The sequence below is a fragment of the Microbacterium schleiferi genome, assembly GCF_020781975.1.
Lineage (GTDB): Bacteria > Actinomycetota > Actinomycetes > Actinomycetales > Microbacteriaceae > Microbacterium.
Window position 1 is genome coordinate 1 of the sequence record NZ_JAJGNI010000005.1, and the last position, 14271, is coordinate 14271.

Consider the following 14271-nt stretch of genomic DNA (forward strand, 5'->3'; position numbering starts at 1 on the left):
GGCCAGAGAACTACGCGGACATTCCTATCTGAGGCAAACGCCACCGTTCCCGGACCTTTTACATGAGTCAAGTCGCGGGAATGCGCGGGATGCGGCATCCGTTGTATCCTGTAACGCTCGGGTGCTTTGCATCCTGAACCTTCGAAACTCCACAGTGTGACAGCGGCCCTTCGCAAGAAGGACTCACGGGGATGATCGGTTTCGACATCGTCTGCGAATTCGCGAGAAGCGGGCCGAGGATGCGGGGTTATCTCGTAAACGCCCCCTGCAAACAAATAACTGCCAATAAGAAGCAGTCTGACTTCGCCCTCGCTGCCTGAGCAGCGAGCCCGAGTCCGTTAGCCCGTAGGCGATCCCGCTACGGTTCCTAGCGTCATCTAAGGGATCTTGCTGCGTGACGGCGCCTGGACGTCACGCGGGACTTCTCCCAGGCTGGGCTTGTCGACTTAGGTGTCTGTGACAAAGGTCGGAGCCGAGCAGAACGCTTTCACAGAATGCGCCCGGAGAAGGCGCGATGACCCAGCGATGGACGGGGGTTCGATTCCCCCCATCTCCACTGACGCTGTCACGGAGTTGAAGCCCCGCGATCCCTTACGAGAGTAGGGATCGCGGGGCTTTTCTTCGCCCGTGGATGAGCGGCGCGATACCGAGTCGCCCACAAATCGCCCACAAGCTTCTGGCGCATATAGGTCGAAAAGCGTGTCCGAAAGCCGCTAGTTGCAGTTCATGCGCCGTCGGTCGTTGAGCGAGCGCAGCGAGACGAAACGCCCCGTCAGGTCTCCCAGAGCCGCGCGACGTTCGCGTTGAGCCCACCCTGATTCATCCGTTCGGCCACGTCGGCGAGGTCGTCGTCGAAGAGGTCGGCGTAGGTGTCGAGCGTCATCGCCGCCGACTTGTGTCCCAGCATCCGCTGCACGGCCTTGACGTTCGCACCCGACGAGATCGCGAGGCTCGCGGCGGTGTGACGCAGGTCGTGCGGAGTCAGCCGCTCGATGTCGGCGAGGTCGAGCGCCGTGGTGAACCACGAGTTCACGCCGTGCTGCGTCTTCGCGCGGCGCAGATGCTTGCCCTGCAGATCGGTGAAGACCAGATCGTCGGCGCGCTTGCCGCGACACAGCTGCTCCAGCGGCTCTTCCAGGAAGGCCGGGAATGGCACCAGCCGGCGCTCCCAGTTCTTCGGTGTGCCGAGCACGATCTTGCCTTCGACCTCGACCGCCGCTCGCTGCACCTGAATTCGGTGTCTCGGGAAGATGATGTCGCTCACGTGCATGCCGATCGCTTCGCTCCACCGGAGGCCGCAGTACGAGAGCAGAAGGATCAGCGTCCTATGCGTGTCGTTGTTGGTCGCCTCGGCGAGGCGAACGACCTCGCTGTGGGTCAGGTAGCGACGCGGCTTCTGGGACTGTTTCGGGGGCAGATTCTGAGCGCCGCGAGCGACGTTTCGAGGGATGCGTCCGTCGCGCACAGCTGTGTCAAGGATGCCGGCGAGCACGCCGAGCGCGCGATAGACGACGCTTGCAGACCGGGGGCTTGCGCCGGCCTTCGCGCTCTTCGTCCGCGTCGTCGTCGCGGTGCCCTCCGACAGCTCTCGGATCCATTGCTCCACGTGCGACGCGCGAATGTCTCCGATCCGAACGTCGCCCCAGCGGGGGAGGACATACACCCGCCACGACGTGTTCAAGGAGCTGAACGAGGAAGCCTTGAGTGCGTGCTTCTTGTTGCGCAGCCACTCGACGCCCAGCGCTCCGACAGTGATACGCGCCTCACCGGGGTCGGTATAGGAGCCGTTCGAGCGCGAGACCTCGGTGTGCGCGAGGTAGAGCTCGGCGTCCTTCTTGGTGCGGAAGCCCTTCTTCTCGACCTGCTTCTGCTGGTCATCGCGCCAGCGCACGCGGTAGCGCTTGCCCGCCGCGATCTCGTACGCCGTGATGCTTCCCATGGGTGACCTCGGGGTCAGGGTAGCGCCGACCGCGGACGCTGGCGGGTGCGCTCGAGCTGCACCAGCGTGTCTTGCGGACAACTGTCGGTATTTGCATGATGGGCGACCGGTGACCTCGGGTAGTGCCCGGAAGAGGTGGGTGGGGTACGGCCAGGATGGTGCACGATTGAGGCTCCGTCGTGCGCGCTCGGATCGGCGTCGGAGAGGGCGCGTTGGGAGCACCGCAGAGGGCTCAGGTGGCCGATGCTCCGTTGCGGTGTTGTGTGGAGAGAGTCTCGTACATCCTCCCGGCGACGATCGCGGCGACGACCGCGGAGATCGCTGCGGCGACCCACAGCGCGGCCTGCAGGCCGAGGAGGTCGGCGACGATTCCGCCGATGATTGCGCCGACGGCGTAGCCGAGGTCCCGCCAGACGCGGTAGACCCCGACGGCACGTGCACGCCAGGTGGGGTGGGCGACGTCTCCGACGACGGCGAGGAGGGTGGGGTAGACATCGCGGTGCCCAGGCCGAGAAGGATCGTCCCGGTCGCCCAGACGGTGAGGCTGCTGCCGGCGCCGATGATGACCAGGGCGATGGCCTGGAGGGCCATGCCGCCGGTGACGAGGTGCTTGCGGCCGATGCGGTCCGACAGGGCTCCGGTGAACAGCTGCCCGATGCCCCACACGCCCGGGTACAGCGCGAACAGGATCGCGATCTGCGCGGTGGGGAGGTCGCGGGTCGCGAACAGCAGGGGGAACAGTCCCCATGAGGGGCCGAAGTTCAGGTTGTTCACGAGCCCGGCGAGGCTGGCCGAGGCGAGCGCGGGTTCGCCGATGCTCGCGAGGAACCAGGTCCGCCGGTGCGTCAGGCCGGCGTCCTGGCTGGGCCGGGTGGTGGCGGGTGTGAGTTGTGCGGCCTCGGCGTGGGCGTGTCCGTGGGTTTCCCGTACGAAGATGCCGGTGATGATGAGCGCGAGGGCGGTGTAGGCGATGCCGAGCAGGAACGGTGCGGGGCGCAGCCCGTATTCGGTGGCGAGGTACCCGGCCAGGAGGGATGAGACGGCGACGGCGCCGTAGCCGGCGGCTTCGTTCAGTCCCATCGCGAGACCGCGCTGGCGGGGGCCGACGAGGTCGATCTTCATGACCACGGTCGCGTGGACCAGGTCAGGCCCTGGCTCACCCCGAGGAGCGCGTTCGCGGCGACGACCCATCCCCAGTCGGGTGCCCAGATCAGCATCAGCGGGACGGGCACTGCGACGAGCCACCCGGCCAGGAGCACCGGTTTGCGTCCGAATCTGTCCGAGAGGGTGCCGGCGAACCAGTTCGAGATCGCCTTGGTGACTCCGAACACGGCGACGTAGCTGAGCACCATGGTGTATCCGGTGATCCCGAACACGTCGCGCGCGAGCAACGGCAGGACGGTCTGCTCTTGACCGACCATGCCCCCGACGAGTGCGTTCACGGCGACGAGCAGCGCGAACTGCGGAGCGTTCTCCCGCAATCCGAGGCGCGGCGGCGGCGTAGCGGCGGTCATGCGATTCGTCGCGGCACTCGTCTGCCCGCGGGCTTCCCGCTGGGTGCTCGGCGCGCGGAGTCCGCCATGATGGGCGAGCAGTCAGCTGCGGAGCGGGATGCGGCGGGGGAGGCGCCTGTTGTGCGGGGAGGCTGGGCGTAGTCGAACAAGGGGGGCCTCGTGGGTTGCTTCTGAGGGGTGGTCTCGAGTCGCAGTCGGGTCGTCAGGACTGTTGCGACAGCGAGGTGGTGGCAAGCTCGCTGAGGACCTCGTCGGGGGTGATGTCGCCGCTGATCCGAACCCTGCGGCGTCCGGGTTCGTCGTGCAGTTCCACATTGGTGATGCGCGAGACGAAGGTGTCGCCGCACCCGCACGCGCCGACGTTGCACGAGGCCACGAACGCGTCCAGTACCTCCAGCGGTGTCTCACGGGGGAGGAGCAGGTCGACGCCTCCGTCGACGGTGAGAGCAGTCGGCGAGATCTGGGCGGTCATCGGATGGTTCCCTTTCGGCTGGTGTTCGGGGTCGGCGGTGGGGGAGATCGAGATCACTCGGCTGGCTCGCCGCCGGCCAGACCTTGGAGGACGTCAAGAGCGTCGCGGATGCCCTCGGTCGCGAGGCAGTAGTAGACGTAGCCGCCGCGCCGCTCCCCGACCACGAGACCGCGGTCGCGCAGGATGCGCAGGTGGTGAGACACGGTCGGCTGGCGTTCCCCGGTGGCCTCGACGATCGCGGTGACCGGCACGCACACGCCGTCCAAGGCGGTCAGGATCCGCAACCGGGTCGCGTCGCCCAGGGTGCGCAGGAACTCGGCCAGGGCGGACGCCTGGCCCGCCGCCATCGGCTCGTTCCCGCGAACGGGCGTCGTCTTCATCGTCACAGTGTGCTCCTCAAGGGCATATGTATATCTACCTATCTAGATATACCCACATCGTGGGTGGGATGCGGCAATGGCTGTTTCCGTCGACAACAGGCACTGACTCGGATCCGCCCAGTCGCGCCTCTTTATACCCCATACCCCTAGCGGGTATATTGGATGGTGCGACGGAGGTGCGGGATGGCACACGGATATTCGGGCGACAAGCAGGCGCTGCTGATGAGGTTGCGTCGGGCCGAGGGCCAGGTGCGCGGGATCGCGCGAATGGTCGACGAGGAGGCCTACTGTATCGACGTCCTCACCCAGGTCTCCGCGGTCACGAAGGCGTTGGAGTCGGTTGCGCTGACTCTGCTGGAAGACCACCTCGGACATTGCGTCGCGGAAGCCGTCGGCGAAGGCGGGCCGGTCGCGCAGGAGAAGCTGCGTGAGGCGAACGCGGCCATCGCGCGCCTGGTGCGCTCATAGAAGCGCGCATTTCACATTCACTCAACGCTCGCGAAGGGAGCACATCATGGCCGGACAGGGATTGCGGGACCTCGGACTGCGGTCGACCAACGGTGGCGGCTGCGCGTGCTGCAGCCCCACCTCCCACAGCACTGCGACCAAGGACGCGGCCGCCCTCGTTGCGGAGCCGATCGAGGGCGACGAGGTGTCGGCTCAGTTCCTGGTCGAGGGCATGACCTGCTCGCACTGCGTGCGCAGCGTCACCGAGGAGGTGTCCGCGATCGATGGTGTCTCCGGTGTCGACGTCGATCTGAAGGCGGGCGGCGTATCGACGGTGACCGTGACCAGCACGGCGCCGGTGGATGCGGTGCAGGTGCGGCATGCGGTCGAGGAGGCCGGGTACAGCCTTGCGTCCACGTCATGAGCACGGGTCGGTGATGCGGTCTCCACAGCAACGGGGTGACTCCGCGGGCTGTTCAGTGATGGCGACCACGGGCTGACTCGACGAACGGCGCTCCCCCCGGGATCTTTGCCTGAGGGGAGCGCCGTTGCCGTCTGCGTGGTGATTCGCCGGGTGGCGTCAGCGGCCGAGGATCGTGCGGGCGCTGTTCGCCGGGGTGAGGTCGAGGCTCCGCAGCAGCTGCGCGTTGAGGGCGACCACCACCGTGGACAGCGACATCAGGATCGCCCCGACGGACACGGGGAGGACGAATCCGATGGGAGCGAGGACGCCGGCGGCGAGGGGCACGGAGATGAGGTTGTAGCCGGCCGCCCACCACAGGTTCTGCTTCATCTTCCGGTAGCTCGCTCGGGACAGCTCGATCACCGACAGCACGGACCGGGGATCGTCGCTGGCGAGGATCACGCCCGCGGAGGCGATGGCGACGTCGGTGCCGGCGCCGATCGCGATGCCGACGTCCGCTCGGGCGAGGGCGGGCGCGTCGTTGACGCCGTCTCCGACCATCGCGACGCGCTTGCCTTCGGCCTGCAGCTCGGCGATCTTGGCGGACTTGTCCTCGGGGCGCACGCGCGCGAACACCCGGTCGATGCAGAGGTCCTCGCCGACCGCGTGGGCGACGGCTTCGGCGTCGCCGGTGATCATCACGACCTCGATGCCGAGGGCATGGAGCGCGTCGACGGCATCGCGCGACTCGGGACGGACCTCGTCGGCGAGCTTGAGGCCGCCGATGGCCCGACCGTCTCGGACGACGTGGAGGATGATCGCGCCTTCCGCTCGCCACGCGTCGGCATCCTCGATCTCGTTGAGGCCGAGCTCTTCGAGGAGAGCGGGGCCGCCGACGCGGACTTCATGGTTCTCGACGGTCGCGGTCACCCCGACCGCGGGGGACGAGGTGAAGCCGGCAGCGGACGGGATGGTCAGATCCTTCTCGCGGGCAGCTCGCACGATGGCCTTGGCGAGGGGGTGTTCGCTGTCGGCTTCGGTGGCGGCCGCGAGTGCCAGAACGGTCTCGGCGGAGTCGGAATCGGCGGTGGAGATGCCGGTGACGGTCGGCTCGCCCTTGGTGAGGGTGCCGGTCTTGTCGAACAGGACCGCGTCGATGGTCCGCATGCTCTCCAGGGCGAGGCGGTCCTTGACGAGAACACCGCCGCGGGCCGCGCGCTCGGTGGCGATCGACACGACCAGGGGGATGGCCAGACCCCGCGCGTGGGGGCACGCGATCACCAGCACGGTGATCGTCCGGATCACCGCGGTGTCCGGGTCTCCGACGAGCGTCCAGACGAGCGCGGTGAGTGCGGCGGCACCCAGCGCGAACCAGAACAGCCAGCCGGCGGCGCGGTCGGCGATCCGCTGCGCCCTCGAGGTCGAGTTCTGCGCGTCGGCGACCAACCGCTGGATGCCGGCGAGGGTGGTGTCATCGCCCGTAGCGGTGACCTCGACCCGCAAGCCTGAATCTGTTGCGACGGTTCCGGCGGTCACCGTGTCGCCCGCGGTCCGGCTGACGGGGCGGGATTCGCCGGTGACCAATGGATTCGTCCATGTCGGCGCGGCCCTCCACGACCCTGCCGTCCGCGGGGACGCTGCCGCCGGGGCGGACGACGACCACATCGCCGAGTCGGAGGTCGGCGGGGGAGACGGTGACGACCTGGTCGCCTTCGACGCGTTCCGCTTCGTCGGGCAGGAGCGCGGCGAGGGAGTCCAGTGCGGAGGTGGTCTGCGCGAGGGACCGCATCTCGATCCAGTGGCCGAGCAGCATGATCACGATCAGCAGCGCGAGCTCCCACCAGAACTCGAGCTCACGGTGGAGGAGTCCGAGGGTGGCGCCCCAGGATGCGAAGAATGCGACGGTGATCGCGAGACCGATGAGGAGCATCATCGCGGGTTTGCGGGCTCGGAGTTCGCTGACCGCGCCGCTGAGGAACGGCCAGCCGCCCCAGAAGTACATCACGGTGCCCAGCACGGGAGAGATCAGCTGTGCTCCGGGGAACGAGGGAACCGAGTAGCCCAGGACCATCCCGAACATGCCGGAGAACGCCACGACCGGGACGGCGAGGATCAGGTTGATCCAGAACAGCCGCCGGAACTGGGCGACATGATGTGCGCCATGTCCGGCGTGCCCGCCATGGCCCGCATGCTCCCCGTGGTCGGCGTGGCTGTCATGACCGGCATGCTCCCCGTGGCTGTCATGTGCACCGTGGTCGGCGTGCGCGTCGTGGTCGGCGTGCGCACCGTGGTCGGCGTGCGCCTCATGGCCGCCGTGTCGGGCGTGCTCGTCGTGGACGGCCGCGTCGGTCGGCTTGGCCGCCGGGTCTGGGTGGTCGGTGGTGGTGCGCGCGTGGTGGTGGTGCGCGTGTGGGTCGATCATGGTGTGCTCCCTCGCTGTGGAGTGGGATGGGTGATGCCCACTCGTCCCTCACAAGACTTGCTCACCCCAACCACGATACCCCCTAGGGGTATTCCCTCGGGAGGGGATCCACGTCGGGTGCGGGGACTGCTGTGTCGTCAGATGGGGAGGGGGACGCTCAAGAACACGCCTTGCAGGTTCGACATCAGCGCGGTCCACAGGCCCGTGACCATGAGCGTGCCGAGCGCGATGAGGAGTGTTCCGCCGATGATGTTGATCAGGCGGATGTGGCGGCGCATCACTCCGACGGATCGGGTCGCCCAGCCGAATCCGAAGGTGAGGAGGATGAACGGGATGCCGAGACCGAGCGAGTATGCGAGGCCGAGGAGCGCGCCGCGTGCAGCGGATGCCTGATCGAAGGACATCCCGAGGATGACGGCGAGGGTGGGGCCGATGCAGGGTGTCCAACCTATGCCGAGAGCGATGCCCAGCAGGGGGGCTCCCGCCAATCCGATCCTTCCGCGCACGCGTGGCCGCATGGTGCGTTGCGCGAACCGGAGGCCGCCGATGAAGACCACGCCCATGATGATGATGAACGCGCCGAGGACGCGGGTGATCGGGTCGGCGTATTCCAGGAGGAGCCTTCCGGCGGTGCCGCCGAGCATAGCCACGCTGATGAACACGACGGTGAATCCGGCGATGAACAGCACCACGCCGATCACGACACGGTGCCGACCGGTCGTGAGAGCCGCGGTCGGAGTCGGAGCGGCGGATACCGGGGCGGCCGCGGTCGGGCCGTGGCACTCCGCGTCGCTGGTGCTGTCCGGCTCGTCGAGGTGTGCTCGAGGCGCGGGTGTGTGTGTCGTGCGGGGTGCTGCGGCGGCGCCGATGTAGCCGAGGTAGCCGGGCACCAGGGGAAGGACGCAGGGGGAGAGGAACGATACCAGCCCGGCGAGCACGGCGATCGGGATGGCGACGAGCAGGGACCCGCCGGCGACGGCGTCGACGAGGCTCACGATTCGTCCAGAGTCTCGGAGATGATCGTCTTGAGGACCGAGGCGCTGCTGAGCTGGCCGATGACTCGGGCGGCGACCCTGCCCTGCCGGTCCAGCACAATCGTTGTCGGCACGGCGTTCAACGGAGTCCTCTCCGCGAACGCGAGTTTCACGGACGCGTCGACGGTCGCCAGGGCACTGGGGTAGGTGACTCCGTAGGTGTCCGCGAACGCGGTCGCGGCGGCAGCGCCGTCGTAGATGTTCACGCCGAGGAAGGACACGTCTTCGTCTGCGAACGCCTCGTGCGCGGCTTCGAGCTCCGGCGCCTCGACACGGCACGGCGCGCATGCGGCGTACCAGAAGTTCACGACGAGGACATCGCCGGCGTACTCGTCGCTGGTGACGGCGTCGCCGGTGTCGAGCACTCCCTGGAACGTGACGGGTTGACCGCGGTCTGCTGTGGGGATCTCGACGACCCGGAAGCCGTCGGCGGCGATGAACCCCTTGTTGTCGCCCGCCCGGTACTGGTCGGAGAGGGGGTTGTCGGAGCAGGATGCCAACGAAGCTGTGAGGGCGAGCGCCGCGCCGGCCGCGGTGAGGCGCCGCAGTGTCGTCGTTGTGCGTCGGGTCATCGGCCGCTCGTCTCGGTTCGGTGCCGACGGGTGACGACCCATGCCTGTGCGGCGAAGATCACCGCGGCGAGGCCCGCCGCGACGCCGACGGTGAGCAGGTCGGACTGCACCTTGCTGATCGTGAACGCGGCGAGGATCGCGACGTCCAGCACGATGGTGGCGATGGGCAGCCAGCGGTGCGCAATGATCTTGTCGCGCAGGCGACGGAGCACTCCCCATTGCACGGCGATGTCCATCGTGAGGTAGAGGAACACGCCCAGCGCTGCGATACGGCCTAGGTCGAACACCGCGGTGAGGACGATCGCGGCCCCGGCAGTGATCAGCAGGGGCTGGTGGGGCACCCGCGCGGGAAGCGCGGGTGCCTGCTTCATGTCCTGCAGCATCCCGTACAGGCGCGACACGGAGAACAGGCTGGCGAGCAGTCCGGAGAGGGTCGCGATCACCGCGACGGCCACGGTGATGCCGACGCCCCACGCGCCGAACAGCGGGTGGGCTGCTTCGGCGAGGGCGTAGTCGCGGGCATCGATCGCGCCGGATGCTCCGATGCTTGCCCCGACCGACAGGGTGATCAGCAGGTACAGCACCGCGCAGATCGCGATCGAGATCATGATGGACCGGGCGATGTTCCGTTTGGCGTCCTTCAGGTCATCGCCCTGATTGGTGATCGTCGTGAAGCCCTTGTATGCGAGGACACACAGCGCGACGGCAGCCACCACCCCGAGCAAGCCGTCTCCGCTGTCCGAGCCGTCCGAGAAGAACCCCGCGCCGGTGGCGGCTGCGCCGATGAGCCCGGCCGCCGCGAGTACTGCGATCCCGACGATCTTCAGGACAGCGGTGACCAGCGCGGAGCGTTCGACGAGCTGGTTGCTGACGAGGTTGACCACCGCCGCGGCCGCGATCGCGATGACCCCCAGCAGCGGCACCAGCACGACGGAGTCCTGGAGCCCGAAGGGTCGCAGCAGGTAGGTGCCGAAGGTGCGGGCGAGGAGGCTCTCGGCGACCACCATCGACACGTACATGAACAGCGAGAACGACCCCGCGACCACGCCCGGGCCGTAGGCGTCTTTCAGCAGCATGGCGATGCCGCCCGCCGACGGGTTCACGCTCGAGTACCGCGCGTAGGCGTACGAGCTGACACCGGCTACGGCGGCGCCGGCGATGAACGCCACCGGGAACCAGTCGCCGGCGAGTCCGGCGACCTGCCCGACCAGCGCGAAGATGCCCGCGCCGATCATCACCCCGGTGCCCAGCGCCACCGAGCCGACGAGACTGATCTTCGTGTCCTGCTCGCTCACGTGCGCCTCCCGAATCGCAGGCCCCGGATCACTGGTCGCCGCCGAGGAGCCGGAGCCCGCTGTCGTCGGCCACGGCGATCTCTCCCGACGAGGTGAGAGCGATCGCCTGCGCCTGGCCGTCCGCGCTGCCCGCTTCGACCCACGATACGGCGGCGTCCGCGCTCGTCCAGATCGTGCCTTCGACGTCGACTCCGACCAGCGTCGAGTGGTCGGGGGATGCCGACAGTAGATAAAGTGTCGGCGCATCCGGGACGGGCGCGAAGGTGACTGCGCCGTCCACGCTGAACAGAACCCCGCCGGGGGTGGTGGCGTAGACGGTGCCGGTGTCGTCGACGGTGAGCGCGTACGCGGAAATGTTCGCGCCCGCTGCTGTCCAGGTCGAACCGCCGTCTGTGCTGGTCAGAACGGCCGGCTCGTCGGTCGAGAGCCCGTACAGGGTGCCGTCGGGTCCGGCGGTCAGGGCGTGGAAGTCCTTCTCGCTCGTGTACGCGATGGGGGACCAGGTCTGGCCGGCGTCGTCGCTGCGGATGATGCCGAGGTGCGGGGATCCCCACTCTGCGGGGGTGTTCGCGCCGGGGTGGCCGGACGCGACGAAGGCGTCGCCGGTGACGGCGAGCCCCATCGCGTCGAATTCGTACCCGCCGATCGGGTCCCCGATGCCGCCGTCGGCATCGACCGGGAGGAGACCGTCGTGGGTGCCGAGGATCGTGGTGCCGGTTGCCGGGTCGGTGATGATCGCGTGGACGTGGGTGGACAGGGCGGACGAGTGGTCGTCGCCCGCGGTGGTGGTCTGTGCGGTGCAGGCGGTGAGGCTGAGGGTGGCGACAGCGGCAATGGCCACCGCCGCGCGAACGCGGAAGTGCATGAGGGTTCTCTCGATCAAGGTGAAGGGGTGGCGCCGAAACGGCGAAGACCAGGCGAGCCCGACAAGTCGGGCGCACCCCTCACGTGCGACTGATCGAAAGCGCCGTCAGATCCGGCGAGGAGGGGCGCGCACTCGCGCGCATCGCGCCCACAAGTCGGCTGAGGGCCATCGCAGCGACGCCGATGCGCACCTCTCTGGGCAGAGCTCGAACGGCGAGCAGAACGATGAGGATCAGCGCGGTCACGCACATCGCCGCGACATCATGGCTGCCGACCGTCGCACACCCCGCGCAGTCGGCGCTGAGATCGGCCGGCGCCGACAACGGTGCCGACGCGGCCACGGATGCCGACACGGCAGCGGCGTCATGGCCTCCCCCTGTCGAGTCGGCCGCGATCAGCGTCGACGTCGTTTCGGTGTGTGCTGTCGAGGACCCGGTCCACAATGCGTGCATGCCGACCAGCCCGGCCATCAGCAGCGACACCACGATCACGGCGAACCACCGGCGGGAGGCGCTGCCGCCACCCGCTGCGTTCGACCACTCGTTCATCCGCTGCCCCTTCGGCACCCAGCCATCGTAGCCGGGCTCGCCCGGCGGGCGAGCCCGCGGGGCGAGCGCGGGGTTACGCGGCGTCGACGACACCCATCATGCCGAGGTCTTCGTGGTCGAGGATGTGGCAGTGGTAGACGGTCTGGCCGGGGAACCGGTCGAACGCGATCCGCACCGTGACCGACGTCCCCGCGGGCACGTCGACGACGTCTCGGACGTCCACACCGGTAACGTCGGCGCTTCCCGCGCGGAGGACCTGCATCGGCCAGACGTGCAGGTGGAACGGGTGGTCCATCGGCGACACGTTCACGATCGTCCAGTCCTCGACGGTCCCGATCGTCACACTCTGATCGGTCCGGCCCGCATCGAACGCGCGCCCGTCGATCAGGAACCGCATGCCCGCGCCGCCGCCCATGCCCATGCTCATCGTGAGCGTCCGCGTGCCGTCGACCGCAGTCTCGCGAAGGTCGCGGCGGGTACTCACGACCGGGTCGGCGACCACGGGGGGCGTCGCTCCGGCATCCGGGACCACGGTGAGCACGACAGCCTCGGGCGACGTCGTGGAACCGCCGCCCATCATCCCCATCCCCGCCTGTCCTCGGTCGTAGGCGGCAGCCACCAGGTCCGTCGCCGCTGTGGGAGTGGTGATCACGACATCGGCGCGGTTCCCCGGGGCGAGGACCAGCCGATCCGCGGACTGTGGGGTGCGGCGGTGTGAGTCGATCCCGCGCACCCGGGCGTCCAGGTCGCCCAGTCGCAGGTCGAGGTAGCGGCTCGTGCACGCGTTGACGATCAGGAGTCGCTGCTCCGATTCCGCGGGCGCGGGAAGCGTCGGGGAGGGCTGGCCGTTGACCAGCAGCACCTCGCCGGTGCGTCCCAGCATCCGCTCGACTCCCGACACCGACGCGACCGCACCATCTGTGATCGTCACGTCCGAGACGACCACGACCCGCGGCGGCGCCTGGGACCAGTCCTCCTCGTCCACGATGATCGCACCGTACAGGCCGGCGAACACCTGATCGGCGACCAGCTCGTGATGATGCGGGTGGTACCAGAACACTCCGGCCGGGTGATCGTCCGGGAGCTGGATCTCGTAGTCGAAGCTCTCCCCGGCACCGATGCGCAGGAACGGGTTGTCGCTGTTGTCGGATGCCGACACCAGCAGACCGTGCGTGTGCAGATTCGTCGGGTCGGTGAGGTCGTTCTGCAGCCGCACCCGCAGGAGATCACCGGGACGGAGGTGAAGCGTGGGTCCGGGAACGGTGCCGTTGTAGGTCAGCATCCGCACCGACGCGCCACCGACCTCCACCTCCCGCTCGGCCGCCTGCAACGTGACATCGAGCACACCGTCGACCGACTCCAGCACCGACGGCTCGACCCACCCGGCCGCCCCCGACGTCGCGGTCGCCGTTCCGCTCCCGGAGGTCTGCGATCCGACCGTCGTCCACACCAACCCGGTCGCGCCGATGCCGAGCGCGCCCACACCGAGAGCGCCGATCGTCAGAGCCTGCCGGCGTGTGATCCCCCCGCTCATGCGCCGTTGAGAGTACGCATACGTTCGTTGAACTCATCCGTGTCGATCTCACCGCGCGCGTACCGCTCCTCGAGGATCCGCCGCGCCGACGACACCTCAGCCCCTGGGGCCGGCGTGCCGACCGCGGGAGGTGCGGCGGCGGGCGGGGCCGCGTTCGTGCGCGTGCTCAGCCGGATCGCCACGAACACCAGCAGCCCGATCCCGATCAGGATGAGGATGCCCCACAGCCAACCCCAGCCCCAGCCCATGCCCATCCCGAAGCCCATGTCGTAGCCGCCGTCGCCGTCATCCCACATCATCAGAACACCACTCCTTCTGGACAGGTCACCAAGACCTGCGATGACCTCGCGCATACCCTGTGTGGGTATCGAGGACACGTCCACCCTACGTCCGATACGGACGGCGCAGGTCGGGACGAACGTCCCGACCTGCGGCCGCGCACGGGCTAACACTGAGTGGCCGGAGACGTGATCGACGCGGGTGGTAGCCTGGCCGCACATCCCCGGGATCGCTCGCCCGAACGGCTCCGGCACGTGGGAAACGTTTGGGAAGAATCGACCGCAAACGACCGTCACTGAGCACAGCGTGGAATGCAGTGATTCCGCGGAATCATGCGGGACTGTGGCCGTCGAAATGTTGGAAATGTCGAACCTTCAGAGTTCAAATCCCTCCGTCTCCGCCATGAAAGCCCTTTCCGACATTTCAGAGCATTGCTCGGTCACGCTCGACGACGGAAACTAGCGCTAATCTGGCCGTTTGAGATTTCAAAGACGAAGGGATCGCGCTTCTCAATCGGGAGCTCTCCCGCGAGATTCCGCAGTTCTTGCTGTTCCAGCGGCCGCTTGGG

General features: G+C 68.2%; 12 protein-coding genes, 1 other RNA gene and 3 pseudogenes. 3 read left to right on the forward strand and 13 right to left on the reverse strand.

Annotated elements, in window-relative coordinates:
- Positions 1-187 precede the first annotated feature (187 nt).
- Positions 188-559, forward strand: a transfer-messenger RNA (tmRNA) gene (gene ssrA / locus LL236_RS06895).
- A 213-nt stretch (positions 560-772) separates the two neighbouring features.
- Here the strand turns inward: ssrA and LL236_RS06900 are convergent.
- The 4 genes and pseudogenes from LL236_RS06900 to LL236_RS06915 form a co-directional block, all read right to left on the reverse strand.
- Positions 773-1939, reverse strand: coding sequence for a tyrosine-type recombinase/integrase (locus LL236_RS06900; RefSeq protein ID WP_194385019.1), 1167 nt, complete (start codon positions 1937-1939; stop codon positions 773-775).
- A gap of 232 nt (positions 1940-2171) precedes the next feature.
- Positions 2172-3453 (reverse strand): annotated as a pseudogene (locus LL236_RS06905) (MFS transporter).
- Between the two features lie 202 nt (positions 3454-3655).
- Positions 3656-3925, reverse strand: a complete 270-nt coding sequence (locus tag LL236_RS06910; protein WP_194385021.1) for a hypothetical protein — start codon at positions 3923-3925, stop codon at positions 3656-3658.
- 53 nt (positions 3926-3978) lie between these two features.
- The gene (locus tag LL236_RS06915; RefSeq protein ID WP_194385022.1) at positions 3979-4305 is read right to left on the reverse strand and encodes an ArsR/SmtB family transcription factor; all 327 of its coding nucleotides are present in this window, start codon (positions 4303-4305) and stop codon (positions 3979-3981) included.
- 183 nt (positions 4306-4488) lie between these two features.
- Between LL236_RS06915 and LL236_RS06920 the strand changes: the two genes are divergently transcribed.
- Together LL236_RS06920 and LL236_RS06925 are read left to right on the forward strand one after the other, a co-directional pair.
- On the forward strand, positions 4489-4773 hold the full coding sequence (locus LL236_RS06920; protein WP_228178038.1) for a metal-sensitive transcriptional regulator: 285 nt from the start codon (positions 4489-4491) through the stop codon (positions 4771-4773).
- A gap of 46 nt (positions 4774-4819) precedes the next feature.
- Positions 4820-5176, forward strand: a complete 357-nt coding sequence (locus tag LL236_RS06925; protein WP_195691743.1) for a heavy-metal-associated domain-containing protein — start codon at positions 4820-4822, stop codon at positions 5174-5176.
- A 156-nt stretch (positions 5177-5332) separates the two neighbouring features.
- Here LL236_RS06925 and LL236_RS06930 read toward each other — a convergent pair.
- From LL236_RS06930 to LL236_RS06965, 9 genes and pseudogenes are all read right to left on the reverse strand, one after another.
- A pseudogene (locus LL236_RS06930) lies at positions 5333-7577 on the reverse strand (heavy metal translocating P-type ATPase).
- 137 nt (positions 7578-7714) lie between these two features.
- Positions 7715-8539, reverse strand: a complete 825-nt coding sequence (locus LL236_RS06935; protein ID WP_228178228.1) for a cytochrome c biogenesis CcdA family protein — start codon at positions 8537-8539, stop codon at positions 7715-7717.
- A 29-nt stretch (positions 8540-8568) separates the two neighbouring features.
- Positions 8569-9048, reverse strand: a complete 480-nt coding sequence (locus LL236_RS06940) for a TlpA family protein disulfide reductase (RefSeq protein ID WP_374198020.1) — start codon at positions 9046-9048, stop codon at positions 8569-8571.
- Positions 9049-9057: 9 nt separating this feature from the next.
- Positions 9058-9183 (reverse strand): annotated as a pseudogene (locus LL236_RS15130) (TlpA family protein disulfide reductase); the annotation flags it as partial.
- Positions 9180-10478, reverse strand: a complete 1299-nt coding sequence (locus tag LL236_RS06945; RefSeq protein WP_228178040.1) for an APC family permease — start codon at positions 10476-10478, stop codon at positions 9180-9182. The gene LL236_RS06945 and the pseudogene LL236_RS15130, both read right to left, overlap by 4 nt.
- A 28-nt stretch (positions 10479-10506) precedes the next feature.
- The gene (locus LL236_RS06950) at positions 10507-11343 is read right to left on the reverse strand and encodes a F510_1955 family glycosylhydrolase (protein WP_228178041.1); all 837 of its coding nucleotides are present in this window, start codon (positions 11341-11343) and stop codon (positions 10507-10509) included.
- Positions 11344-11422: 79 nt separating this feature from the next.
- On the reverse strand, positions 11423-11890 hold the full coding sequence (locus LL236_RS06955) for a DUF6153 family protein (protein WP_228178042.1): 468 nt from the start codon (positions 11888-11890) through the stop codon (positions 11423-11425).
- A gap of 73 nt (positions 11891-11963) precedes the next feature.
- A complete protein-coding gene (locus LL236_RS06960) occupies positions 11964-13424 on the reverse strand; it encodes a multicopper oxidase family protein (protein ID WP_228178043.1) in 1461 nt (486 codons plus the stop codon).
- The gene (locus LL236_RS06965) at positions 13421-13777 is read right to left on the reverse strand and encodes an SHOCT domain-containing protein (protein ID WP_228178044.1); all 357 of its coding nucleotides are present in this window, start codon (positions 13775-13777) and stop codon (positions 13421-13423) included. Before LL236_RS06965 ends, LL236_RS06960 begins: the two co-directional genes overlap by 4 nt.
- Positions 13778-14271: the final 494 nt, after the last annotated feature.

Coding starts and splice junctions, on each gene's coding strand:
- LL236_RS06950 (WP_228178041.1), bottom strand. CDS start 11,343: ATGCACTTCCGCGTTCGCGCGGCGGTGGCCATTGCCGCTGTCGCCACC.
- LL236_RS06955 (WP_228178042.1), bottom strand. CDS start 11,890: ATGAACGAGTGGTCGAACGCAGCGGGTGGCGGCAGCGCCTCCCGCCGG.
- LL236_RS06915 (WP_194385022.1), bottom strand. CDS start 4,305: ATGAAGACGACGCCCGTTCGCGGGAACGAGCCGATGGCGGCGGGCCAG.
- LL236_RS06920 (WP_228178038.1), top strand. CDS start 4,489: ATGGCACACGGATATTCGGGCGACAAGCAGGCGCTGCTGATGAGGTTG.
- LL236_RS06900 (WP_194385019.1), bottom strand. CDS start 1,939: ATGGGAAGCATCACGGCGTACGAGATCGCGGCGGGCAAGCGCTACCGC.
- LL236_RS06965 (WP_228178044.1), bottom strand. CDS start 13,777: ATGCGCGAGGTCATCGCAGGTCTTGGTGACCTGTCCAGAAGGAGTGGT.
- LL236_RS06925 (WP_195691743.1), top strand. CDS start 4,820: ATGGCCGGACAGGGATTGCGGGACCTCGGACTGCGGTCGACCAACGGT.
- LL236_RS06910 (WP_194385021.1), bottom strand. CDS start 3,925: ATGACCGCCCAGATCTCGCCGACTGCTCTCACCGTCGACGGAGGCGTC.
- LL236_RS06960 (WP_228178043.1), bottom strand. CDS start 13,424: ATGAGCGGGGGGATCACACGCCGGCAGGCTCTGACGATCGGCGCTCTC.